At 67.5% G+C, this 22,133-nt stretch carries 24 protein-coding genes and 1 tRNA gene; 9 read left to right on the top strand and 16 right to left on the bottom strand.

Annotated features, from left to right (window positions below):
• The first annotated feature begins 76 nt into the window (after nt 1-76).
• Nucleotides 77-334 carry a hypothetical protein gene (locus AADI75_RS01585; protein ID WP_341207310.1) on the top strand — a complete coding sequence of 86 codons (258 nt, stop codon included), beginning with the start codon at nt 77-79 and terminating at the stop codon, nt 332-334.
• 37 nt (nt 335-371) lie between these two features.
• Here AADI75_RS01585 and AADI75_RS01580 read toward each other — a convergent pair whose 3' ends face one another.
• From AADI75_RS01580 to AADI75_RS01565, 4 genes are all read right to left on the bottom strand, one after another.
• Nucleotides 372-1,337, bottom strand: coding sequence for a hypothetical protein (locus AADI75_RS01580; RefSeq protein ID WP_341207309.1), 966 nt, complete (start codon nt 1,335-1,337; stop codon nt 372-374).
• A gap of 304 nt (nt 1,338-1,641) precedes the next feature.
• Nucleotides 1,642-2,742 (bottom strand): redox-regulated ATPase YchF, encoded by a 1,101-nt coding sequence (gene ychF / locus AADI75_RS01575; RefSeq protein ID WP_341207308.1) that lies wholly within the window; start codon nt 2,740-2,742, stop codon nt 1,642-1,644.
• 70 nt (nt 2,743-2,812) lie between these two features.
• Entirely contained in the window at nt 2,813-4,114 is a 1,302-nt protein-coding gene (locus tag AADI75_RS01570) for an Nramp family divalent metal transporter (RefSeq protein WP_341207307.1), read from the bottom strand.
• Nucleotides 4,115-4,285: 171 nt separating this feature from the next.
• Nucleotides 4,286-5,173: an S-methyl-5'-thioadenosine phosphorylase gene (locus tag AADI75_RS01565; RefSeq protein ID WP_341207306.1), complete on the bottom strand. Its 888-nt coding sequence runs from the start codon at nt 5,171-5,173 to the stop codon at nt 4,286-4,288.
• Nucleotides 5,174-5,197: 24 nt separating this feature from the next.
• Between AADI75_RS01565 and AADI75_RS01560 the strand changes: the two genes are divergently transcribed.
• From AADI75_RS01560 to AADI75_RS01550, 3 genes are all read left to right on the top strand, one after another.
• Nucleotides 5,198-5,617 carry a DUF2147 domain-containing protein gene (locus AADI75_RS01560; RefSeq protein ID WP_333916591.1) on the top strand — a complete coding sequence of 140 codons (420 nt, stop codon included), beginning with the start codon at nt 5,198-5,200 and terminating at the stop codon, nt 5,615-5,617.
• Between the two features lie 74 nt (nt 5,618-5,691).
• Nucleotides 5,692-5,829, top strand: coding sequence for a hypothetical protein (locus tag AADI75_RS01555; RefSeq protein ID WP_341207305.1), 138 nt, complete (start codon nt 5,692-5,694; stop codon nt 5,827-5,829).
• Nucleotides 5,819-6,229, top strand: a complete 411-nt coding sequence (locus AADI75_RS01550; RefSeq protein ID WP_341207304.1) for a type II toxin-antitoxin system death-on-curing family toxin — start codon at nt 5,819-5,821, stop codon at nt 6,227-6,229. Before AADI75_RS01555 ends, AADI75_RS01550 begins: the two co-directional genes overlap by 11 nt.
• A gap of 8 nt (nt 6,230-6,237) precedes the next feature.
• Here the strand turns inward: AADI75_RS01550 and AADI75_RS01545 are convergent, their stop codons facing one another.
• Nucleotides 6,238-7,200, bottom strand: a complete 963-nt coding sequence (locus AADI75_RS01545; protein ID WP_341207303.1) for a diguanylate cyclase — start codon at nt 7,198-7,200, stop codon at nt 6,238-6,240.
• Between the two features lie 75 nt (nt 7,201-7,275).
• On the bottom strand, nt 7,276-7,902 hold the full coding sequence (locus tag AADI75_RS01540) for a DNA-3-methyladenine glycosylase 2 family protein (protein WP_341207302.1): 627 nt from the start codon (nt 7,900-7,902) through the stop codon (nt 7,276-7,278).
• Between the two features lie 53 nt (nt 7,903-7,955).
• Between AADI75_RS01540 and AADI75_RS01535 the strand changes: the two genes are divergently transcribed.
• On the top strand, nt 7,956-8,273 hold the full coding sequence (locus AADI75_RS01535) for a 2Fe-2S iron-sulfur cluster-binding protein (RefSeq protein ID WP_341207301.1): 318 nt from the start codon (nt 7,956-7,958) through the stop codon (nt 8,271-8,273).
• Between the two features lie 43 nt (nt 8,274-8,316).
• Here AADI75_RS01535 and AADI75_RS01530 read toward each other — a convergent pair whose 3' ends face one another.
• The gene (locus tag AADI75_RS01530) at nt 8,317-9,084 is read right to left on the bottom strand and encodes an RNA methyltransferase (protein WP_341207300.1); all 768 of its coding nucleotides are present in this window, start codon (nt 9,082-9,084) and stop codon (nt 8,317-8,319) included.
• Nucleotides 9,085-9,298: 214 nt separating this feature from the next.
• On the opposite strand from AADI75_RS01530, the gene AADI75_RS01525 reads away from it, so the two are divergent.
• The 3 genes from AADI75_RS01525 to AADI75_RS01515 all read left to right on the top strand — a co-directional run bounded on the left by AADI75_RS01525 (nt 9,299) and on the right by AADI75_RS01515 (nt 11,582).
• Nucleotides 9,299-9,384: transfer RNA gene (locus AADI75_RS01525), tRNA-Tyr, on the top strand.
• A 160-nt stretch (nt 9,385-9,544) separates the two neighbouring features.
• Complete coding sequence (locus AADI75_RS01520; protein WP_341207299.1) at nt 9,545-10,813, top strand: integrase arm-type DNA-binding domain-containing protein; 1,269 nt, start codon at nt 9,545-9,547, stop codon at nt 10,811-10,813.
• A gap of 16 nt (nt 10,814-10,829) precedes the next feature.
• Nucleotides 10,830-11,582: a hypothetical protein gene (locus tag AADI75_RS01515; protein ID WP_341207298.1), complete on the top strand. Its 753-nt coding sequence runs from the start codon at nt 10,830-10,832 to the stop codon at nt 11,580-11,582.
• 189 nt (nt 11,583-11,771) lie between these two features.
• Here AADI75_RS01515 and AADI75_RS01510 read toward each other — a convergent pair whose 3' ends face one another.
• Entirely contained in the window at nt 11,772-13,034 is a 1,263-nt protein-coding gene (locus tag AADI75_RS01510; RefSeq protein WP_341207297.1) for an integrase arm-type DNA-binding domain-containing protein, read from the bottom strand.
• 208 nt (nt 13,035-13,242) lie between these two features.
• Here AADI75_RS01510 and AADI75_RS01505 point away from each other — a divergent pair, with 208 nt between their 5' ends.
• Complete coding sequence (locus AADI75_RS01505) at nt 13,243-13,773, top strand: hypothetical protein (RefSeq protein WP_341207296.1); 531 nt, start codon at nt 13,243-13,245, stop codon at nt 13,771-13,773.
• A 646-nt stretch (nt 13,774-14,419) separates the two neighbouring features.
• On the opposite strand, the gene AADI75_RS01500 is transcribed toward AADI75_RS01505, so the two are convergent.
• The 8 genes from AADI75_RS01500 to AADI75_RS01465 all read right to left on the bottom strand — a co-directional run bounded on the left by AADI75_RS01500 (nt 14,420) and on the right by AADI75_RS01465 (nt 22,124).
• Nucleotides 14,420-14,710, bottom strand: coding sequence for a hypothetical protein (locus AADI75_RS01500; protein WP_341207295.1), 291 nt, complete (start codon nt 14,708-14,710; stop codon nt 14,420-14,422).
• Between the two features lie 90 nt (nt 14,711-14,800).
• Complete coding sequence (locus AADI75_RS01495) at nt 14,801-15,370, bottom strand: DapH/DapD/GlmU-related protein (RefSeq protein ID WP_341207294.1); 570 nt, start codon at nt 15,368-15,370, stop codon at nt 14,801-14,803.
• Nucleotides 15,371-15,449: 79 nt separating this feature from the next.
• Nucleotides 15,450-16,751 (bottom strand): hypothetical protein, encoded by a 1,302-nt coding sequence (locus tag AADI75_RS01490; protein ID WP_341207293.1) that lies wholly within the window; start codon nt 16,749-16,751, stop codon nt 15,450-15,452.
• Between the two features lie 267 nt (nt 16,752-17,018).
• Entirely contained in the window at nt 17,019-18,641 is a 1,623-nt protein-coding gene (locus AADI75_RS01485) for a M14 family metallopeptidase (protein WP_341207292.1), read from the bottom strand.
• A 132-nt stretch (nt 18,642-18,773) separates the two neighbouring features.
• The gene (locus tag AADI75_RS01480) at nt 18,774-19,232 is read right to left on the bottom strand and encodes a hypothetical protein (RefSeq protein ID WP_341207291.1); all 459 of its coding nucleotides are present in this window, start codon (nt 19,230-19,232) and stop codon (nt 18,774-18,776) included.
• A complete protein-coding gene (locus AADI75_RS01475) occupies nt 19,229-19,999 on the bottom strand; it encodes a lysozyme (RefSeq protein ID WP_341207290.1) in 771 nt (256 codons plus the stop codon). The genes AADI75_RS01480 and AADI75_RS01475 overlap by 4 nt, the downstream gene beginning before the upstream one ends.
• A gap of 26 nt (nt 20,000-20,025) precedes the next feature.
• Nucleotides 20,026-20,325, bottom strand: a complete 300-nt coding sequence (locus AADI75_RS01470; protein ID WP_341207289.1) for a hypothetical protein — start codon at nt 20,323-20,325, stop codon at nt 20,026-20,028.
• 38 nt (nt 20,326-20,363) lie between these two features.
• Nucleotides 20,364-22,124: a hypothetical protein gene (locus AADI75_RS01465; protein ID WP_341207288.1), complete on the bottom strand. Its 1,761-nt coding sequence runs from the start codon at nt 22,122-22,124 to the stop codon at nt 20,364-20,366.
• Nucleotides 22,125-22,133: the final 9 nt, after the last annotated feature.

The raw sequence follows: 22,133 nt of genomic DNA, 5'->3' as shown, positions 1-22,133 counted from the left end.
ACGCGGCACATCTTGCAGAACAAAGACCAGTTGCGACGCCGCGGAACGCGGGTGCGGCTTCGCGCTTTGTGACGGCATGATCCGTGCGCTCCTGCCTCTGCTGTGTCTGTCGGTCGCCGCCTGCGGAAAGAGCGATGAAAGCAAGACGCCGCCGCCCGCGCCGTTGCCCAGTCCGACCGCTCCCGCCCCGCGCACCCCGGTGATGCAGATCACGCCCGCACCCGGCGCCACGCCCGCGTGGCTGAAGCCGCGTCCGGCGCAGGACGCGGACCTGCGCGCGCCGCATGCCGACCTGCTGACCGATCCGGTGGTCGAGCGCCGCGCGGCGCGATGAGGCCGGATCGCGGATCGTCCGCGATCCGGCCTTCCGGTCAGCTTCCCGCCGCGCCGGTCGCGACCAGCTTGAGCGTCGCGCCGGATGGGTTGAACGCGCTCAGATGAAGCAGCAGCCCGGTTTCGGCCGCTTTCGGGCCGAAGAAGACGCCGGCCAGCTTGGACGTGGAATCAGCGGCGTAGCTGCCGCTGGCCACGGTGAACCCGCCCAGGCCCGAGAAATCGAACTTGGCATCGAGCGTCGTCAGCGCTACGTCCGCCCCGCCGCCGACCGGCGTGCCGACCAACGTCAGCCGCCCGGTGACGAGCCCGTTGGCATAATCGATCGTGATCGTGAGCTGGCTGTTGCCCAGCGTGTAGGCGGTCGTCGTGCCGTTGGCGGTGACATACGCCTCGCCGGCGACGACCGTCCGCGACAGCGTGACCGAGCCCGTCGTCGGCACGTCCGTGCCCAGCGTCGGGATGCCGGTGAGGAAGGTGGCGGCGAACGGACCCGTGGCGTCCTGTGAGGTCCACCGCGCGAAGCGGAGATAATCGAACCCGCGTCCACCGGCGCTCGGCTGGACCACCGCCAGCGTGTGGCCGTTCGACTTGGCATAACGGGTCGTACCGGCCGGGGCGCTGCCGTCGATCTCGCTGGCGGCAAAGGCTTCGGTGGCGGTGGCCGCGGTCACGTCGTAGCTGCGGTTGGTGGCATTGTAGCGCAGCGTCGGACCGCTTCCGAACGCGTCGAAGGACCGGAATTGCGGCGGCGTCGCCGTGACGTTGTAGCTGGCCTGCGCCGTCTTCAGCGACGTTTCGCCGGTCAGCTGCGCGTAGGTCGAATATCCGCTCGATGCGGTCGGTGTTGGCGTCGGGGTGGGGGAGGGCGAAGGCGTCGGGCTGGGGCTGGGGCTGGGGCTTGGGGTCGGCGTCGCGGCGGTGGTCGGGGTCGACCGGTCGTCATCGTCGGAGCCGCAGGATGTCAGCAGCAACGGCAGAAGCAACAACGGTAGTTTACGCATTCTCGTCTCTCCCTGTCATAGAAGGCGCGGCCTCTCACCGGCGACAGGCAAAGATGTTCTGGTATCGAACTGCTTGCCGGGCGCCGGTTCTTGTTACGGGCGGCAAACGGCGCTGCTTCACGAACGTTGCACGGGCGAAATGCCGGCGCTGACCCAAAGAGATCGATCGTGACGGGAAAAGTCTTGCCAAGTTATTGGCAGAAAGTCGTTTCGGCTTTTCCGTCCAAAGCGGATCAAAATCGCCTTTTGTAAGAAATTCTCGTCGCGGCGGCGGCGATCGTGGCGACCGCCGCCGATGTCGGCATCACACGTTGAAGCGGAACAGCAGCACGTCGCCGTCGTGGACGACATATTCCTTGCCTTCCTGGCGCAGCTTGCCCGCCTCGCGTGCGCCGGCCTCGCCGTTGAAGGCGACGTAATCGTCGAACGCGATCGTCTCGGCGCGGATGAAGCCGCGCTCGAAATCGGAGTGGATCGCGCCCGCCGCCTGCGGCGCCTTCGATCCGGCCTCGACCGTCCAGGCGCGCGCTTCCTTCGGGCCGACCGTGAAGAAGGTCAGCAGGTGGAGCAGCTCGTAACCGGCGCGGATCACGCGCGCGAGCCCGGTTTCCTCCAGCCCCAGCTCGGACAGGAACTCGCCGCGATCTTCGTGCGGCATCGTCGCGATCTCGGCCTCGATCGCGGCGGAGACGACCACCGCCTGCGCGCCCTCGGCGGCGGCCTTGTCGAACACCTTCTGCGACAGCGCGTTGCCGTTGGCGGCATCCTCCTCGTTGACGTTGCAGACGTAGAGGACCGGCTTGGCGGTGAGCAATTGCGCCTGATCGAGCACGCGCTTCTCGTCGGCGTCGTTGGTTTCGGTCAGCCGCGCGGGCTTGCCGTCGCGGAGCAGGTCGAGCGCGCGGCCCAGCACCACCGCGCCCAGTTTCGCTTCCTTGTCGCCCTGCTGCCCCTTTTTGGCGAGGTTGGGCACGCGCTTCTCCAGGCTTTCGAGGTCGGAGAGCATCAGCTCGGTCTCGACCGTCTCGGCATCGGCGATCGGATCGACACGGTTGTCGACATGCTGGATGTCGTCATTCTCGAAGCAGCGCAGCACGTGGACGATCGCGTCGACCTCGCGGATGTTGCCGAGGAATTGGTTGCCGAGCCCTTCGCCCTTGCTCGCGCCGCGCACCAGCCCGGCGATGTCGACGAAGCCGAGCTGCGTCTCGATGATCTTGGCCGAGCCGGCGATCGCCGCCAGCTTCGACAGGCGCGGATCGGGGACGCCGACGTTGCCGACGTTCGGCTCGATCGTGCAGAACGGATAGTTCGCCGCCTGCGCCGCGGCCGTCTCGGTCAGCGCGTTGAAGAGGGTGGACTTGCCGACGTTGGGCAGGCCCACGATGCCGCAGCGGAAACCCATTGGGGAGAACCTGTGTGATGAGGAAAGCGCGCCAGATAGGCCAGCGCGCGGCCTGTGGCTAGGGGGCGGTTCAGCCCGCCGCCATCCCCCACAGCAGATAGCCGTTGAGCACCACGATCACCGCCGCGATCACCCACGCGAGCGTCGCCAGCCAGCGTGGTGCGGCAAAGCTGCCCATCAGCCGCCGGTTTCCGGTATAGAGCACCAGCGGGATCACCGCGAACGGCAGTTGCAGGCTGAGCACCACCTGGCTGAGCACCAGCAGGTCGGTCGCGCCGCGATCCCCCGCCGAGGCGACGACCGCCACCGCCGGCACGATCGCGATCGCGCGCGTGATCAGCCGCCGCAGCCACGGCGCGAGCCGGATGTCGAGGAACCCCTCCATCACGATCTGTCCGGCGAGCGTGCCGGTGACGGTGGAATTCTGCCCGCTGGCCAGCAAGGCGACCGCGAACAGCACGCTCGCCGCCCCGACCCCCAGCATCGGCGCGAGCAGCCGGTGTGCGTCCTCGATCTCGGCGACCTCGAACCGCCCCGCGCTGTGGAACGCCGCCGCCGCCAGCATCAGGATCGCGGCGTTGATGAAGAAGGCGAGCCCCAGCGCGACGGTCGAATCGATCGTCGCCAGCTTCAGCGCCTCATGCCGGTCGCGCTCGTCGCTGCCATAGGCGCGCGTCTGGACGATCGAGGAATGCAGATAGAGGTTGTGCGGCATGACGGTCGCGCCGAGGATGCCGATCGCGATGTAGAGCATCGCCGGGTTGCGGACGATCTCGGGCGAGGGCACCAGCCCCGCCGCCGCGGCGCCCCAATCCGGGCGTGCCCAGAACAATTCGAACGCGAAGCACGCGGCGATGACAATCAGCAACGCGGCGATGAACGCCTCCAGCCGCCGAAAGCCGTAGCGCTGGAGCGCGAGGATCAGGAACACGTCGAGCGCGGTGACCAGCACGCCGTAGAGCAGCGGCATCCCGAACAGCAATTTGAGCGCGATCGCGGTGCCGAGCACTTCGGCGAGGTCGCAGGCGACGATCGCGATCTCGGCAAGCAGCCACAAGATCCACGCCACCGGGCGCGACGAATGCTGCCGGCACGCCTGCGCCAGATCGAGCCCCGCGCCGACGCCGAGCCGCGCCGCCAGGGATTGCAGCACGATCGCCATCAGGTTCGACAGCAGGACGACGCTGAGCAGGGTGTAGCCGAACGCCGACCCGCCGGCGATGTCGGTCGCCCAATTGCCCGGGTCCATATAACCGACCGCGACCAGCCAGCCGGGGCCGACGAACGCCAGCAGCTTGCGCCAGAAGCCTGCGCCCGTGGGCACGGGCACGGAGGCGAAGCTGTCGCCGAGCGAGCGGGTGGGAAGCGTCATGCGCGGCGAGGAATGCGGGAGAAGCGCGATGGTTTCAACCGCCTGCGGCGGCTCTGCTTTCTCCGACCCACGCACTTCGTCGCCCTTACTCCTCGTCATTGCGAGCATAGCGAAGCAATTCAGAGCCGGATCAGGACGCCCTGGTTTGCTTCGCTATGCTCGCAATGCCGTTCAGCCCGCTGTGAAATTCATCCCCAGCACCCGCGCCACGATCGCCGCATTCCGCGCGATCTGCCCCGCGTCCCGCTGCCCCGGCGCGGTCATGATCGCGCCGTCCAGCGCGGTGTCGATCGGCGACGGCGTCCGCTCGGGCGGCAGGTGTCGCAGCAGATGCGTCACCGCCGCGCGCGCGATCCGGCCGTTCGCGGCCATCTGAACGACGATCTCGGCGACGTCGACCGCGGCGCGATCGTCGCGCCAGCAATCGTCATCGGTGACCATCCCGACCAGCGCATAGGGCAGCTCCGCCTCGCGTGCGAGGCGCGCCTCGGGCATCGCGGTCATCCCGATCACGTCGCAGCCCCAATCGCGGTACAGCCGGCTTTCGGCGCGGGTCGAGAATTGCGGCCCTTCCATCGCCAGATAGGTCGCGCATTCGGCGACCCGTCCGCCGGCCGCGGTGACCGCCGCCGCGGCGAACGCGCCCAGCCGCTCGCAGGTGGGATCGGCGAGCGAGACATGCGCGACCAGCCCGCTGCCGAAGAACGAGGACGCGCGCTGCACGGTGCGGTCGACGAATTGGTCGACGATCGCGAACGTGCCGGGCGGCAGCTCCTCGCGCAGCGAGCCGACCGAGGAGATCGCGAGCAGGTCGGTGCAGCCCGCGCGCTTGAGCGCGTCGATGTTGGCGCGCACCGGAATGTCGCCGGGCAGGTGGACGTGCCCGCGGCCGTGACGCGGCAGGAAGCGGATCGCGACCTGCCCGATCCGTCCGAACAGGATCTGGTCGCTGGGAATGCCCCACGGCGTCTCGACCGTGCGCCATTCGGCGTCTTCCAGCCCGTCGATCGCGTACAGGCCGGAGCCGCCGATGATCCCGATGGTCCATTGCGTGTTCATCATCGATCCCCGATAGTTTCCGCCATGCGTATCATGCTCCCCGCCGCGCTTGCGCTGCTCGCCGCCGCCGTCCCTGCGACCGCCTTCGCCGCCACTCCGATCGCCGGACGCTACGTCACCGAGGATGGTGCGGGCGTCATCACGGTCGGCCCGTGCGGCAGCGTGACCTGCGGCAAGCTGACGACGATCCTCAAGAAGCGCCCCGGCGCCCCCGACACCGACGTCAACAACAGCGACGCGAGCCTGCGCACCCGTCCCGTTCTGGGAATGCCGATCCTGTCGGAGTTCAAGGATGCGGGCAAGGACTGGCGCGGCAAGATCTACGATCCGCGCAACGGCAAGACCTACAAGTCGATCGTCGCGAAGAACGCCGACGGCACGCTGGCGGTAAAGGGCTGCATCGCCTTCTTCTGCCAGACGCAGACGTGGCGCCCGGCGAAGTAAGGCACGGCGCGTTCGTTGCGTTGACGTGGGTGAATGGCTATCTTCCGTCCGTGCCGCCCAGCAAGGAGGTCGCCATGAGCCATGCCAAGAAGACCGAGGCGGGCGAGCCCCGGCCCTTGCCGGCGCAGCCGCGCCCGGACACCGATCGCGCTGCGTTGCTCGAACGTCTGAACGCGCGCTACGAGAACAGCTTGCGCTACCTTGGCCGGTGAGCCGGTCTGGCTGACGAGTGAAGACGTGCTGATCGTCCATGACGATCAGATCGCGCGTTATGGTGGCTTGGCCGGCATCAAGGATGCCGGGCTGATCGAGAGCGCGGTCACCGTGCCCCGGCATGTCGCGCATTACGAAGGCGAGCGGGACGTGTTGATGCTCGCTCTTATTCTATGCCGGGCGCTCGCGCGCAATCACCCGTTCCTCGACGGCAACAAACGCACCGCCGCCGTGGCGATGCTCATGTTCCTCGAACTCAACGGTTATGAGCTGATTATGCCTGATGACGAGGCCGAGGCACCGATGCTCGGCCAGATGGTCGAATTGTTGACCATCGGAAGCCTGTCACTGCCAAACGTCTACGCCAGCTTCATCAACTATCTGCATCCGCTGGACTGAAGCTCGCTTCACCCCTCGATCCGGTTTCCGCCGTGGCTGGCCGCCAGCGCGGCGTTGGCGCGGGCGGCGATTAGCGATCCTTCCTGACCGCCCGCCGTACCGGTCGCGATCCCGGCGGCGGCGGTGACGGTGCCGATTGGCTCGCCCGAGCCGCGCAGCCGCAGCCGCCGCGCCGCGAACGATTCCAGCGCCTGTTCGGTCAGCAGCCGCACGGTGCTGACCGGGATGCCGCGGGTGATGAAGACGAACTCGTTGCCGCTCCAGCGGATCAGCTCTTCCTCCGCGAACGTCTGTTGCAGCGTCGCGGCGAAGGCGTTGAGGATGTTGTCGCCGACTGCGCGACCATAGCGATCATTGATCGCCTCCAGCGCGTCGACGCTGAACGCCACCACGACATGCTCCTCACCGCCCGCGCCCGCGCGCGCCATCACGTCGCGCGCGCCGCTGCGATTGAGCGCCTGCGTCAGGTTGTCGCGATCGTCGCTCTCCGGCGGCGGCGCGGGGACGATATTGTCGCGCAGCTGGATCACCTCGCTGCGCAGCGCCGCCAGCTCGCGTTCGGCATCCGACAGGCGGTCGATGAAATCGCTCGTGGCGCCCGACAGGTCGGCATCGTGACCGACGCCCGCCTGTTCGACCATCGCGCCCATGTCGCGGCCGAGCGCTTCGGTCAGATGATGCGCGTCGCTGGTCAGCGTGCCGAGTTCCTGCGCCTGGCGCATCACGGTGCGCTCGCGACGATCGAGCGTCTGTTCGCGCGGGGGCGAGAGATAGCGTTCGACCAGCGACTGGACGATCGCGGTGGTCAGGCGCAGCCCGCCATCGGTCTGCACCGCTACCGCCTCGGACAGTTTCGATCCGGGCGCGCCGATCACGGCCAGCGCGAATTCGTAATGCGACGGCGACGGATCGAGCTGATGCAGTTCGAGGAAGTTGAGTGCGCGGCGCGCGCGGTCGAACGATGTCCTCATCACCCCTTCTTCCGCTGCCGTCGCGTCGCCTTCCTATCGGCAACGTGATTAAAGCCGCGTAAATGCGGGGCGCGGTCACACCGGCGCGGCGTCGGCGCCCGCGCCGTAATGATGCCAGGTGAAGATCGCCGCCGCACCGCGATAGGGTCGCCATGCCTCGGCCAGTTCGCGGGTCAGCTTCTCGCTGGGGCGCTCGGGATGGCCGAGGATGCGCCCGGTTTCGATCTGCACCGCCAGATCGCCGGCCGGCCAGATATCGGGGCGGCCCTCGGCGAAGAGCAAATAGACTTCCGCCGACCAGCGCCCGATCCCCTTCACGCGCACCAGTTGCGCGATCGCTTCCTCGTCGTCGGCGGGCAGGTCGCCGAGGTCGAGCCGCCCGCTCAGCACCTCGTCGGCGAGGCTGCGCGCATAGCCGCTCTTCTGGCGCGAGAAGCCGCAGGCGCGGAGCATGTCGTCGTCGAGCCTGGCGACCACCGCGGGGTCGGTGGGATCGCCCAATGCCTCCAGCTTGCGCCACACCGCGTCGGCGGCCTTTACGCTCACCTGCTGGCCGAGGATCGTCCGCAGCAAGGTGGCGTAACCACGCGCGCGGATGCGCGGGGCGGGGTAGCCAACCCGCTCCAGCGCGGCGGCGAAGGCGGGTTCGCGCGCGGCGAGCGCGTCGAGCCCGGCGTTGAGGTCGGCGGCGTTCAGCCCCATTGCGCCGGCCTGGGCTTCCCGTCATGGGCGGGGCGATTATCGGTGGAGTTCATATGGCCAAGCTTATCGTCGAGACCCGCAACGGGGAAGAACGCGAACTCGAAGGGCAGGCAGGTTTTTCGGTCATGGAGGTGATCCGCGACGGCGGGATCGACGAGGTGTTGGCGCTGTGCGGCGGCTGCTGTAGCTGCGCGACCTGCCACGTCCATGTCGATCCGGCGTTCGCCGACAAGCTGCCGCCGATGAGCGAGGACGAGAACGACCTGCTCGATGCCGCGTCGGACCGCGATGCGACCTCGCGGCTGTCGTGCCAGATCGAATTCGGTCCGGCGCTCGACGGCCTGCGCGTGCGGATCGCCGCGGAGGATTGAGGCCGGTCCGTCATCCCCGCCGTCGCGGGGATGACGACGGGCTTCAGCGCACCGTCACCGCGTACAGCGCGATCGCCGCGGCGTTCGAGACGTTCAGGCTCTCGACCTTGCCGGAGATCGGCAGCTTTGCCAGCTCGTCGCAATGCGCCTCGGTGTTCTGGCGCATTCCTTCGCCCTCCGCCCCCAGCACGATCGCGATGCGGCGGCCGGGGCCGATGTCGGCCAGCGATTGCGGCAGGGTCTGCGGCGCATGGCCGGTCAGCCCGATCCGCCAGCACCCTGCCTCGGCCATCTCCTCCAGCGCGCGGGCGAGATTGACGACGCGCACCCACGGCACCGTCTCCAGCGCGCCGCTCGCCGCGCGCGCCAGCGCCCCCGATTCGGGCGGCGCATGGCGATCCTGGGTGATGATGCCGAGCGCGTCGAAGGCGGCGGCGGAGCGCAGGATCGCGCCGACATTGTGCGGGTCGGTGACCTGATCGAGCACCACCAGCGGGCGCGGACGCTCGGGATCGTCGGTGCCGCCCTGTTCGAGCAGATCGCCCAGCCACACGTCCTCGAGCGGATCGACCTCCGCCACCAGCCCCTGGTGCGGTGCGTCGGACGGCACCAGCCGGCCCAGATCCGCGACGTCGGCATAGACCACCGGCAGCACCGGCGGCAGGTTCAGCGACGACAGCGCCTCCCGCGTGCCCCAGATCTTGCGCACCGTCCGTTCCGGGTTGGCGAGCGCGGCGGTGACCGCGTGGCGACCCCACAGCCGCGGGCGGTTGCCTTGCGCCTGGCTCGGGCGATGGCCGCGGCGCGCCATCAGCGGCGACCCTGGCGGGGCGTGACGGCGATCGATGATAGGCGCATGACGGGTCGGGTCCGTGGTTGTCGACAGAGGATGGCGGGCGCGGACGCTATGCGCGGCGGCGGCGCGGCGCAACCGTTCAGCAAATTGTTGCGGCATCGCGACACAGGCGTTGACAGGCTGCCGATGCGCGGGCATTGGGCCCCCTCGCTTTGACAGCGCCGCTCGTGGAAGGGTGGCCGAGTGGTTAAAGGCAGCAGACTGTAAATCTGCCCACGCAAGTGTACGCTGGTTCGAATCCAGCCCCTTCCACCAACCCTTTGTTCCAAAGGGTCCCCCAACAGCCCGACGGTGCCCCCTTTTCCCTCGTGGGAAGGCTTGTGCGTTGTCCCATATGGTTCCAGATGGAACGCATGGAGCGCGGCGATTCTGGGGGCATTTTGGGGGCACAGCCTAAATCGGCTGGGGGCACCGCATGCTGACGGACGTAGCCTGCCGGAAAGCGTCGGCGAAGGACAAGCCGTACAAGCTGGCCGACGCGCACGGCCTCTATCTCTACGTGCTGCCGACCGGCTTCAAGTCGTGGCGCTGGAAGTATCGCTTCGGCGGCAAGGAGAAGCGCCTGGTCTTCGGACCCTATCCGACCATCACGTTGGTGAAGGCGCGCGAGATGCGCGAGGATGCCGCGCGCGTGCTGCGCGAGGGTGCCGACCCTGGGGTGAGCAAGCGACAGCGCGCCGCCGAGCAGACGGCGCTGGTCGGCAGCACCTTCGAGAAGATCGCGCGGGATTGGCATGCCAGCCAGAAACCGGGCTGGTCGGCTCGCTACGCTGCGATCGTGCTGAACAGCTTCGAGAACGACGTTTTCCCTCGCATCGGGAAGCTGCCGATCACGGCGGTTACGACGCCGCTGGTGCTCGAGGTGCTGCGGCCGATCGAGGCGCGGGGCGCAGTCGAGACGGCGCATCGCGTGCGCCAGCGGATCTCGGAGGTCTTTGCGCGCGCGATAGGCGCGGGGATCGCGCCGGCCGATCCGGCGGCGGTGACGAAGCGCGCGCTGGGGCGCAAGACCAAGGGCAAGTTCCCGGCCGCGCGGACCGTCAAGCTCGCGCAGGCGGTGCTCGAGGAGTCGGAGAAGCAACCTGGGCAGCCGCTGACGAAGCTCGCCTCGCGCCTGTTGGCCCTGACCGCGGTTCGCTCAGCCACGCTGCGCAACGCGGAGGTGAGCGAGTTCGAGGACCTGGACGGCCCAGCGCCGATCTGGCGCGTGCCGGCCGCGAAGATGAAACTCGGCGTGGAGCGCAAGCAGGACGATGCTTTCGAGTTCATCGTGCCGCTGTCGAGGCAGGCGGTCGAGACGGTGAAGGTGGCGATCGGCTTCTCGGGTCGGGATGCGACGGGGCTGATCTTCCGCAGCGTTCGCAACTCGCGCCGACCGATCAGCGACAGCACGTTGAGCAAGGCGTATCGGGAGGCGGGGTTTTCGGGCGTGCACGTCCCGCACGGCTGGCGATCGACCTTTTCTACGGTGATGAACGAGTTGGTGAAAGAGCAGGGCAGGGGCGACGATCGCGCCGTGATCGACCTTATGCTCGCTCACATCCCGGCGGGGGTGGAGGGCGACTACAATCGCGCCGCGTACATGCCGCGCCGGCGCGAGCTGGCGCAGGAGTGGGCGGATCTGCTGACCGACGGCTTGGCGCCGCCGGCGTCGCTGCTCGAGGGCAAGCGCCAGCACGCCTGACGATCGGAGGCCGCGCGTGACCGCGGCCTCGATGGGGCGCCAGACGCGCCAGCTCACCAAAGGCTTTACCGCTCGCCTCACCGGCAAGGCGGAGCGCGGTGCCGACCGCAAGGTCCGCCGCGGTAGCGTTGATGTCGAGGATCGACGCGCGCGCGTGTTCCAGCCCATCGGCGACGGTACGACGGCCGGCGCGATGGGCTGGATCGACTGCATGCTGAAGGTCGTCGCGGAGTGGGACAACGAACAGCGCGCCAAGGGCGGGGCTCGACCGCTCGGGCTGCATGGCCTGCGCGTGCTTGAGGCGCTGCTTGGCCGGCACGGCAAGGTCGCGCTCGACTTCAAATCCGGCCGACTGGATCCGGCACTAGAGACGATCGCCCGCGCCGCCGGGGTCACGAAGACCACCGTCGTGCGCGCCCTCGCGCGCCTCAAGGACATGAAGGTCCTGGACTGGGTTCGCCGCTCGGAGCGGACGGGCAACGACGGCGTATTCGGTCCCCAGCGCCGGCAGGTGTCCAACGCCTATTTCTTCACGCCTCACGAGCTGCCCGCACGCGTCGCCCAGCGTCTTCGAGATTTGCTCGCACGAAAGCGGCTCCGACGAATGGGCACCACGCCAGCGGCCTCACCGGCGGCAACGACTGAGCCGTCGTGCCCCGATCTGCGCGGCACGCTCGCCCGGATCAAGGCCGGGATCGCACGCCGCGATGAAGGTGTGAACGCGAGTCCACCATGCGGTCAGTATCCCCTCTCAGGGGTTGAAGAATAAAAGGAATGGGATCGCTGAGGCGATCCCATGCACCAATTTGTGATCCCCCCACGCCGATAAGGCCCACCCCCTCCACTCGATCGCCAAGACCCGGCTGTCGAGCGTGGCGGCTTGCGCCGCCCCGGGCTGCCTGGGGGGGATGAGCACGGACCGTGCCACCCGCCCCCGACCGCGGCGCTTGCGGCGCGGTCAATTGATCAGGATCTCGGCCCATTCCTCGAAGATGCGGCGACGCGGCGCCAGATGCTGGGCCCGGTTGTACGCGCCCTCGACCTTCGCGGTCGTCCCGTCATCCTGCTTCAGAACATGCGCCAGCGCCTGGTCGATCACGCCTCGATCGCCCGGCCGGCGCTCGTTCATCACGGTGGAGAATGTCGCGCGCCAGCCGTGCACGACATGGCGGCCGGCGAAGCGGGTCCGTCCGTACAGCGCGTTGATGGTGCCCTCGCCAAGTGGACTAGATCCGTCGCGGCCGGGGAAAACTAGTCCACCCGCATCTGACAGCGCCCGCGCAGCGCGCAGCACGGCCACGGCCGCCGGCGCGAGCGGCACGAGATGGTCGTTGCCGGCATCGAGCTTCTTCGTCGCCGCCAGCTTCATTCGCGCTGCGGGGATGCGCCAGACGGGCGCGTCGCCGTCCAGATCCTCGATCTCGCACCAGCGCGCGCCGCGCACCGCCGCCAGGCGCACCGCGGTGAGCGCGAGGAATCGCGAGGCGAGCTTCACCACGGCGCCGGCGTCGACCAGCTCGGCCGCGGCGAGCAGCGCCCGCGCCTCCTCGATCGTCGTCAGCGCCGGGTGATGCCGCGCGGCCGGCGCGCGCGCGAGCGCGCGGCCGACGATCGCCGCCGGATCTGCCTGGGCCCAGCCCTCACTGACCGCAAGCGCGAACACGTCGGAGATCCGCTGGCGGACGCGCCGCGCGGTCTGGATCGCGCCGCGCTGCTCGATCGATCGCACGATGCGGAGCACCGCCGGCGCGTCAATCGCGTCCAACTCGTCGGTGCCGATCGCCGGGAACACGTCAGCCTCAAGGCTGGCGAGGACGTCGGCGGCATGGACCGCGGTCCAGCCGGCGAGCTGCTGCGCGTGCCAGGCGCGTGCCGCGCGTTCGAAGGTCATGACCGACGGCGCCATGCGCGGATCCACGCCGCGGCCGAGCTGCTCGCGCGCTGCTTCAGCTCGGGCTCGGGCGGCATCGAGCGAGACCTCCGGCCACTGTCCGATCGTCAGCAGCTGCTCCTGCCCCGCGAAGCGGAAGCGCCACCGGAACGATTTGCGGCCCGTTGGCGCGACGAACAGGTGCAGGCCACGCTCGTCAGCGATCTTGTACGCGGACGCGCGGGCGCGCGCCGCCTTGACGGCAGCGTTAGTGAGCATCTTGACCTCGCTAAGTATTAGCTGGATTTTTTGGGGTATGTTGAGCTCGAGAAATCGTCGACGACTCGCCAAGAAGGGCAGAGCTGTTCCGCTTGTGGCGTCGACGCACGAAATCGTCTTAAATCCACCGGGAACACCGGAGCGCTCGCCGGCGGCGTCAACTGGTGAGTGGTTTAATCAACCTTCGCCAATGGCACATATGCCTCGCGCTCACCGCGGACCGGTCTATCTGTATCTTGAGGTGCCTGAGTATGCTCATTCTTGGGTATCTGGCGGACAGGTGCCGATTTTCCCGGCGCGAAAGTACCTTTCGCAGGATCGAGCCGGGATCTACACGCCTGATGAGTTGCGGCAGCGTTCCACCAGCTTAACGGATCCCAGAGCAGCCTACGGGCTGGATAGTTTCGGCTTTGGGGCCGGTAACATGACTTTTGTTAATTGCACCATGCAAACGGGAGACGGCGCTTTTCCGCTACACGGTACGGTCGCGCAGCGCTTTGAGGATGCGTACGTATTGTGCTTTGCGACCGAGCGATCCGCGCGCCTAATGAAAAGACTGGGAAAGCGGGTTTGCTTGGAGATAGTTGAACCAGATAAACTGGCAGATATCATCGACACGCAAATTCAACAAAAGGCCCTCTCAGGGTTGGTAGGCTACACCAATCTTCCGGATCGCAATCATTTTCTCAAATCTTCACTTGATAGGTGGCAATTCGAGTATCGCCTTGTTTGGGTAAGAGAGGGCGACGGTCCGATCTGGGTAAATCTCCCGCCCGGCGTGGCCGTGATGGTTGATCTCTCCGATGAGTAGGAAGGCGCTTCGTGCTTTCGGGCGGATAACCGAGGCGGAGGTATCCTCCGCCGCGGTCATCCGGCGCGATGTCCGAAAACGCCCACAAGCGGACGTCTCGTCAGGCTGTGGGCCGCGAGCGGCCTCTCGCTTTGACTGTCGAACAGGCGATACGTAGCATGACCCGGTAGTCGTCATCCCAAGCCACAGATGCCCAATGCCGCGTGACTTCATAGGGTAGAACTGGCTGACCTTCTGAGTCGAATTGCATCTGCGTTATCTCAGCCAAGTATCTCTTCCGTACGCAATCGAAGCGCTCGGTTCGCTTTATGGCGGGGGTCATGCGCAATTCGGTATCGATGGACGCATAACGGCCCGTTCTCCGCGCCGACATCGTGTTGACGTAACGCGGGCCTTGGTTGGTATCCGACAACCGGAGCCAATTCGCGTTAGCGGCGGCAAGGGCCAGGAGTGAGGATAGCAAGAGCATCACCTGATTATGCAGGCCAGAGAGATGTCCGCAATCCTGCCAAAGTCGGACATTGAGGCGGAGGTGTCCTCCGCCTTTGTCGGGCGCAGCTCGGCAGAATTGCGTCAATTTCGGAAGGTTCGGCTGGGGTCGATACCCTAGCCGGTACCCCACTATTCTCAGCCGACGAGCGGCTGCCTAGCCGCGCAGGCGCCGGCGCAGCTCATTCCAGCCGCGATCGTCACGCGGCCCGAAATCACTCGTGGGACTGTCACCGGTCAGACGGATACGCGGCCGCCGCGCGCCGCAGCGGCTGCACTTCAGGTGATCCCCGATCATGTGCATCCGTCCGTTCCACTGGTGGACGAAGTAGTACTTCGTCAGCTTGGGACCGTCGAGGATGCCCTGGTGCCCGCACCGGCAGGTCAGCGCGACGTTGCCGCGGCGGGTCAGCTCCATCAGCGTCTCGGGTCGCCAGTTGGCGCTCATGACTGCGAATCGGTCGGCATGCGCCAACCGTGGGAAATGTTGGATCGGCAACGCAATGGGGCGTCAAGCGACGCCGCACGACGGTGATCTTCAGGCGAGCTGGCGAATGACCCGAGCGGGCTGCCCGGCGGCCAGCACATTGGGCGGGATCTCGCCCGAGACGACGCTGTTGGCACCGATCACCGACCCCGACCCGATCTTCGCTCCGGGAAGGATCACCGCGCTCATCCCGATCCACACCGCGTCGCCGATCGCCACAGGGCGTGGGCGATCCTGCTTCGTCAGGCGGTCGGCCGGATTGGCTGGTGCCAGCTCATGCCCGTTGGCGTCGATGATCTGGACGCCGGCGGCGATCAGGCAGTCGGCGCCGATCGTCACCCGCTCCCACGCATGCACGCATGCACCATTCAGGCGGGTGCGCGCCCCGATAGCAATGATTGCGCCGGGCCGATCGGCGAGCAGCTTGGCCGGCGCGCTCATATTGGCGTGATAGCCGTGGTTCGAGGAATTGATGACCGCGCCATCTCCAAGGATGACCTTGGCGGCCGGGTGGACCTGAATATTCGCCCGACCGACGAACCTTACGCCCGCGCCGCACTCGACGCGCTTGGCCAGCGCCTGCTGCAGCCTGCCAGCAATCTTCTCAGCAAACCGGATCATCGATAGTCCCCCTGTTCGGACAGGCGGTTACAACGATGATCCGTCAATTGCCATCTTGGCCACCCCGCCGATCTGGCGCTTAGAAGCCCTGGACGGCCCCGGCGCCCGAGCGCTGGCCGCCGCCATCGTCGAGGCGACGCACGTAGATCGAGGCAGTCGAGCCGACGATCGCGCTGTTGAGCGAGCGGAGGCAACGCACGTCCTGCGCCCAGATCGCGGCGACGTCGTTCGCATGCAGGCAGCTCGACGGCACATTGCCGCCAAACTGGATGTCGCCGAGATCGGTGTCGATCGTGTACCCGGCCAGCCAAATCTGCGAGCCGCCGATCGGCCGCACCGACGAGCCCGAGCTGGCCTTGCACCCGCCGCCCAGCACGATGATGCGGGCGCGGACGTCGTTCAGCCCGCCTTCGTGCCCGGTGACGCAGTTGTTGCTCGCGCTGCCCGCACGGCCGAGGTCGCTCGCGAAAGAGTCGACCAGCAGCCAGTCGGTCGCGGTCGCCGCGCTGTTCGCGTGCACGTTGAACGCATCGGCGCTGCCCTTGTCGGCCGTGACCCGGAAGAAGGCGACCAGGCCGATCAGGTTGTCGATCGCCACGACGTTTTTGGCTGCGCCTGAGGGATAGGCGAAGTAGCTGTCCTGGATCACGACGTCCTTGGCGCGCAGCGCCTGCGTGTCGGCCAACGTCGCGGTGATGCCGCCCAGCACGGTGAAGCCGCTGGCGTAGAAGCTGACGGCATTCGGGCCGAGGTTCATGGCATCGCTGTTCAGCAGCACGCGGGTGTTCGCGTCGGTCGGCTGTGCCCCGTCCGCGCGCTTGATCGTCAGCGTCGTACCGTCGGTGAACATGCAGTCCTGGTTGGTGCACGCCTGCACTGCGGCGACACTCGCCTGCACGGCGAAATCGTTGCGATCGCCGAAGCTGTCGTTCGCCACTTCGTTGAGGACGTGCCCGGTTGCGCTGCGCGCCGCCTGCCACGCGGAGCCGTTCGCGGTCCAGGTCAGCCCCTTCTGCGTCGGCGAGATGATGCAGGGCCCACCGTAGCAGACCAGCGCCGTCGGCTTCGTGATGTAGGAGGCGGCACCGGACGTGCCATTGAAGTCGCGCGTGCGATCATAGTCACCCGCCTTGACGTAGCCGAGGCAATAGGAGGCAGCCGTGTTCGCCTCGCACACCGCTAGCGCCTGGCGGATGCCCTGCTTCGGCGTGGTGGCGCTGGTGCCGGCGGCGGTGTTGTCCGCCGCGGCCGCGTCGGCATAGACGATCTGCGTCGAGCCGCTGGACTGGTTCGCACGCGAGAAGATCGGCGCGATCGACGTGACCGAGCGCGGATCAAGGTCGGTGTAATAGCGGCCGTTCGGCGAGCGAAAGACGTTCAACGGGTGCGCCGCGAAATCCCAACGGAAGCCCGCGGGCGGATCCTGCAGGCCCTGCAGCTGCGCAACGGTGGCAGCTTTTCGTTGTCCGCCCTGTCTGATGTCGACGATATCGCCACTGGCAGGCGCGACCGCTCCCGGCAAACCAGAGACGGCCGGATCAACCCGAACCTGCGCGGTCGAAGGCGAAGCGAGAAGGGCGAGCGCGAAAGCGCCCGCCAACAGCGATATACGGGTCATGGAAATCTCCTTCAGGGAGGCGGTGAGCGATCAGAGCGGCGACGGGACGACCGGCACCGGGGTGGTGCCCGTGTTCGGCATCCACTCAATCTCTTCGAAGGCGCGGATCAGCTTCGGATTGTTCGCGGTGTTGTTGACCTTGAAGATGTTGACGGCGACCCGGGTCAGCGTCTTGGCGTCGGGCGGCGTCGTGATCTGGATGTAACCGGTGAGACTGACCGGGATCCTCGCGCCGCTGGTCGCCGGCACCGTCACCGAGCTGGTGTAGAGGCTGCTCTGCGTCCCGTTGACGCTGAGCGCCATGTCGACGCGCTGCTCTGCGCTTCCGCCGCTTTCCAGATACCCGGTTACGGTGACCTTGAAGAAGCCGAGCGTTGGTGCAGCGACATCGCGGAAGGTCCGCTTGCCGCCTGACAGGTTGGTGGCATAGGCGCTGTCGAAGGCGATCGGCGCCGCGGTCGTATTGTCGACCAGCGTGCCGCCGCTGCTGACTGAGGTCGCCGCGTCCGGGTTAGCGCGCAGCAGGAACGTCCGGTACGGCATCGCGCGATCGGAGCGGTGGCCGTTCTCCATGTGCTCGCGAAGCAAGCTCAGGATCATGTTGCAGTAGCGGTTAGCGCCGGCGTCGCTCAGCACCCGCGCGCTGCCGCCGGCGAGGTTGGCATTGCTCTCGATCAGCGCGGTCATGGCGTTGCGCACGCCCTTGACCACCGTCAGGTAGTAGCTCGCCCAGTTGAGCAGCTGCGGCTCACCGTCGAAATCGACGCCCATCTGCTGGACGGTGCCGCCGGTCGCCTGCGACCAGGCCGCGACCGCACCGTCGACCATCGTGCGGTTGCTCAACACCCACGGCGAGGGCGAGCCGACCGACAGGTCGACCGGCATGGAGTTGTCGCCCATGTTGTGGTGGTCGATGACGACGCGGATGTCGTTCGTGTCGAACAGGGCCATCAGGGCGCGCGTCTCGGGCTCCGACGCTTCTGCGGTGCCCTTGGCGTTGGTGGCGTCGCCTGCGTTGTCGTAATTGGCCCAGAAGAACGGCCAGTTGCGGTTGAGATTGACGCCGTTCGAGTTGAGCCGGCCGCCGCCCGCAGCCTTGTACGCCCACGGATTAGCGTTCGCGACCAGGATCAGCTTGTAGCTGGCGCACAGGCGCCGCGCGATCGGGTGGTTGCTGGTCTCGATCCACTGGAAGGTACGAATTGCCGCCAGCTGGCCGACCGGCTCGCCGGAGTGCTGCCCGGCGACCAGCAGTGCCGCCTTCTTCCCGCGGCACGCCGTGTAGCTGTAGATCGGCGTCGAACCATCGGCGCTGGTGCCGATCTGCGTCTTCGTCGCGCCGCCCGGCAGGGTAAGACCGTCGACCATCGCGATGAAGTCGGCATATTCGGTCGGCGCGGTCAGGCCGGTGAAGTTGACGGCCTCGAACGCGGAGGCGTCGGCGCCGGTACGACGCACGCCGTCGGCGACCGCATCACTGAGGGCGAGCACCTGCTTGCCGTCGCGCGTCACCGTCTGGATCAGCTCCTTGCCGTCCAGCTGGGCGCGCAGGGGAAGGCCAGTGAGCGAAGGGTCAACTTGCGCGGTCGCCGGCGCAGCAGTCAGGGACAAGATGAGCAGCAGCGTACTCACCCAGCGAAGGAACCGGGGCATCGTATTCTCCTAAAGAACTTGTCGGCCGATCAGCGCGGCCAGGCGTCCAGCAGCAGCTGGCGTTTGTCGTTGCAGAGGAAGATCTCCGCCCAGGCGGCGCGCAGCCCGCCCTCGCTGTCGGCCGAGCTGGCGCTACCGTCCGGCTGGCGCGGGATCGGTGTCGGCAGGCACGGCTTCAGTGCGGCTGCCGGCGGGGGCGGAATCCGTGTTCGGATTGGCAAGGGCGGAAAGGTACGCGTCGAGCCCACGCACGCGGTCAGCGCCAAGGCAGCGAGCCCGGCCAGCATCGGTCTGAGCATATTCCCTCACGGTGTTGGTGGAGTGGACGATGATCGGCTCGCGAGCGGCGAGCTTGTCGGCGAAGATCGAGATCCCGTTCGCCTGGCGCTGCGCGAAGCCGCGCTCCTGATCGGCGCGATCGCGATCGGCGCGGTCGTGATCGGCCTTGCGCTCAATCTGTTCGTTGCTGTGTGCCTGCCGGGCGGCGTCGCGCTCGCCGCGGTACACCAGGCATAGGCCGGCCAAGAAAGCGATTAGGGCGAGCTGCCAGTGCTTGCGGATCAGCGCGAGCGCTGCCAGCGCGCCGCTCACGCGGCGACCTCGCCATTCGTCAGGCCCTTCAGCTCGACGAAGCGGCTCAGGTATAGCGCGCGCTCGGCGCGCCGGCGGCGCACCAGCCCGTTCGAGACGGTGCCGTTGACCTTGTTCCAGAGCAGGAAGGCTTCTGCGGCGCCGGCGACGTCGCCAGCGCGATGCCGGCGGGCGACTGTCGAGAAGGTGAAGCGGACCGCGCCAATGTTGTACGCCAGCGCGACCATCGCGCCGAACTGCGCCGGGGTGGTCTCGGCCGCGCCGATCGCTGCGCGCACCGCCGGTGCGAAGTCGCGCTCGAGCAGCTGCACGAACATGGCGTCGGCCTGTTCCTGCGTGATCCGGTCGCCCTGCTTCACGCGGCCGCCGGCGGGATAATAGGTCATCCCCCAGCCGATCGTCCATTTGCCGGCCGGGCAGCGGTACGCGACCAGCTCGCACCGTTCGAAGTGGTGCATCAGCGCGATCGCCAGCGGCCCAACCGCCAGCGGCACGGCGCCAGCGCGGCCGACCAAGCCGAGGACCTGCGCGCTCGCTGGCCGCGGCGCTCGGCCGACCAGCCAGACGCCGGCGAGCAGCGCGAGCGAGATATACGAGGCGAGCTTCGCCGGGATCAGCACGCGCAGCTCAGGCGGCATGGTCTGCCAGCCAGCCTGCAGCAAGGTGGGATCGATCCCCATCACCAGCCCGGTGATCGCGGCCAGCACGCCCGCGGCATGCGCGTACCAGGCGCGCAGCAAGGCGCGCCCCTTCGCAAGAAGCGTCATGGTCTTGTCCTTCGTCGGAGGTCAGATCAGGAGCGCGCCGGCGTCCGCTCGATCAGCAGGTCGAGCTTGCCATCGACCCGCTCGAGCTTGCGGCCGAGATCGCGCGTCTCGGCATCGGCATCTTTCGCGCGCACTTCGAGCTGCTCAATGCGGCGCTCCTGCGCCTTCACGTCGCCACGGACGTCGCCAACGCCGAAGACGAAGGTCGCGATCGGCGTCGACGCGGCCAGCAGCAAACCGAGCGGGGCCACCCACCGCTCCATGATATTGCGCGCAGCAGCAGGGGCCGTCACGACGACGGCCGCGGCGGTGGAGGTGTCGGTCATGTCGGTCTCCCGGCGGGCTGGCCCGCGGCATTGATGGATCAGGCGGCCCAGGCCACAAGCTGCGATCGCCGCCAGCTGTTCGTGTCGACGCAGAGATAGATGAAGTCCGCCGTGAACCTCATCTCGCCTTTGATCCCTGGTGCCGTCGAGGACGTCGGCGCGGCGTTAAGGTCCTTCACGGCAAAGCTTTCCGCCTGCCAGGATCCGTTCGCCCAGGCGCGCCGCGCGGCGAAGTCGCCGCCGATCAGCTCCTCGGCCTCGTTGTTCGCGATGAAGAGCCGGTTGTCGCCCACGAAGCCCCTGCCGGCCTTGAACCCGACCGCGACGTTTCCGCTGCCGGTCATCCCTTCGCCGGCCTTGTAACCGAAGAACGAATTGTTGTTGCCCGTGATCAGGCCGTTGCCGGCATAGCCGCCGAAGGCGGTGTTGAAGCTGCCGGTGGTAACGAACTGCATCGTGCCGGCGCCAAAGGCATTGTTTGCCTCGCCCGTCGTCGCACTGAGCAATGCATGGATCCCGAACGCGCCATTCTGCCGTCCGGTTGTGAGGTATTGCAGGGCCTGGGTGCCGAACGCGCTGTTCGCCGAGCCGATCGTGATCTCGGAGCCCGCCTGAAGTCCAAACAGGCAGTTGTTGAAGCCGGTCGTGATCTTCGAACCGGCGTAATGCCCGTAGACATGGTTGTAGTTGGACGCGGCGGTGCCGGATCGCGCATCAAGGCCGAGGGCGATTGCAAGCCGCCCCGTATCAATGCGGAAGTACCGTGTGGTTACGACCGCTGCCGGCGTGATCGGCCCCGCCGTGACGGTATCGAACGCTGTGACCAGCGTGGGCCGCCATAGGCCGAGCCACGCCTCGGTGATGATGTTGCCAGTAAAGGTCGCGTCCAGCACGACCACCGCCAGGTCGGTCCAGAAGCCATAGTCCGCTTCGCCGATCCAGAAACAGTCGCCCTCGGCATCACTGCCGAACCTGACTGCCGGCGCCTCGAGAAAGCGGTGTTGACCTGTCACGTCGACGACCGTGTAATTCCATTGGCCGACGTTGTTGGTACCGGCAATATCAAAGGTCAGCCGGCCGAACTGGTCGGTCACCAGAATCCGCGCCGTCATCTTGCGCGCATCGATCCCGACCGGCAGCCGCACCTTGATCGCGCCCACCTGGTTGACACCTGGGTTCTCGTACACACCCCCTCGCGCCAGCAGCACGCGCTTGCGGGCAGCGTCGGCCAGCGCCAGCGGTCGGGGGTTCTCAACTGCCGCTGTGGCCTCCGCCAGCAGTGGGGCAATCGCGTCCAGCCCGTCAATCGTCAGCGTTGCGCCGTCGTCCGGCGCGATGGTCAATGTGGCGGTCGCGCCAGGCAGCGCGCCCGCCGTCCCTGCCGAGCCGATCGGACGGTTCGCCGGCGCGCTGTCGCTCGCCAACGCGTGGGCCAAGACCACGAAGTCTCCGACCAGCCGTGTCACGCCGTTGATCGTCATGACCCAAGTGAGCCGCGCGGACTGCCCGACCTCGCCGGCGTAGGGCAGCGCCGCGCGCGTCGCCTTTGCGATGCGGATCTGCACATCGCTGATCGGCACGCCAGCGTCGTTGCTGACGTTGACGATCTGCAGTCCCTCGGCCTGCTGATCCTGGACGGTGTAGAGGTCGACCAGCGCCGCCCCCGGGGTGTCCGGCGAAAGTCGCACCTGCGCGCGCAGGACGGCGCCGGTCAGGTCGAGGCCGCGCACGCGCAGGTTGAACGCATACGTCTCGTCGTTGCGCCAGACCGAAAGGTCGAGGCGGGCGGTCGTTGCCATCAATATCTC

Origin of the sequence: uncultured Sphingomonas sp. (assembly GCF_964021865.1) — a bacterium.
Classification (GTDB): Bacteria; Pseudomonadota; Alphaproteobacteria; order Sphingomonadales; family Sphingomonadaceae; genus Sphingomonas.
This window is presented reverse-complemented; position numbering and strand designations above follow the sequence as displayed.

Bases quoted from the DNA above. Each gene is read 5' to 3' on its own strand.
- AADI75_RS01520 (WP_341207299.1), top strand. From the start codon at position 9,545: ATGCTGACGGACGTAGCCTGCCGGAAAGCGTCGGCGAAGGACAAGCCG.
- AADI75_RS01495 (WP_341207294.1), bottom strand. From the start codon at position 15,370: ATGATCCGGTTTGCTGAGAAGATTGCTGGCAGGCTGCAGCAGGCGCTG.
- AADI75_RS01485 (WP_341207292.1), bottom strand. From the start codon at position 18,641: ATGCCCCGGTTCCTTCGCTGGGTGAGTACGCTGCTGCTCATCTTGTCC.
- AADI75_RS01500 (WP_341207295.1), bottom strand. From the start codon at position 14,710: ATGAGCGCCAACTGGCGACCCGAGACGCTGATGGAGCTGACCCGCCGC.
- AADI75_RS01465 (WP_341207288.1), bottom strand. From the start codon at position 22,124: ATGGCAACGACCGCCCGCCTCGACCTTTCGGTCTGGCGCAACGACGAG.
- AADI75_RS01535 (WP_341207301.1), top strand. From the start codon at position 7,956: ATGGCCAAGCTTATCGTCGAGACCCGCAACGGGGAAGAACGCGAACTC.
- AADI75_RS01565 (WP_341207306.1), bottom strand. From the start codon at position 5,173: ATGAACACGCAATGGACCATCGGGATCATCGGCGGCTCCGGCCTGTAC.
- AADI75_RS01580 (WP_341207309.1), bottom strand. From the start codon at position 1,337: ATGCGTAAACTACCGTTGTTGCTTCTGCCGTTGCTGCTGACATCCTGC.
- AADI75_RS01540 (WP_341207302.1), bottom strand. From the start codon at position 7,902: ATGGGGCTGAACGCCGCCGACCTCAACGCCGGGCTCGACGCGCTCGCC.
- AADI75_RS01470 (WP_341207289.1), bottom strand. From the start codon at position 20,325: ATGACCGACACCTCCACCGCCGCGGCCGTCGTCGTGACGGCCCCTGCT.
- AADI75_RS01585 (WP_341207310.1), top strand. From the start codon at position 77: ATGATCCGTGCGCTCCTGCCTCTGCTGTGTCTGTCGGTCGCCGCCTGC.
- AADI75_RS01545 (WP_341207303.1), bottom strand. From the start codon at position 7,200: ATGAGGACATCGTTCGACCGCGCGCGCCGCGCACTCAACTTCCTCGAA.
- AADI75_RS01570 (WP_341207307.1), bottom strand. From the start codon at position 4,114: ATGACGCTTCCCACCCGCTCGCTCGGCGACAGCTTCGCCTCCGTGCCC.
- ychF (WP_341207308.1), bottom strand. From the start codon at position 2,742: ATGGGTTTCCGCTGCGGCATCGTGGGCCTGCCCAACGTCGGCAAGTCC.
- AADI75_RS01530 (WP_341207300.1), bottom strand. From the start codon at position 9,084: ATGGCGCGCCGCGGCCATCGCCCGAGCCAGGCGCAAGGCAACCGCCCG.
- AADI75_RS01475 (WP_341207290.1), bottom strand. From the start codon at position 19,999: ATGACGCTTCTTGCGAAGGGGCGCGCCTTGCTGCGCGCCTGGTACGCG.
- AADI75_RS01560 (WP_333916591.1), top strand. From the start codon at position 5,198: ATGCGTATCATGCTCCCCGCCGCGCTTGCGCTGCTCGCCGCCGCCGTC.
- AADI75_RS01555 (WP_341207305.1), top strand. From the start codon at position 5,692: ATGAGCCATGCCAAGAAGACCGAGGCGGGCGAGCCCCGGCCCTTGCCG.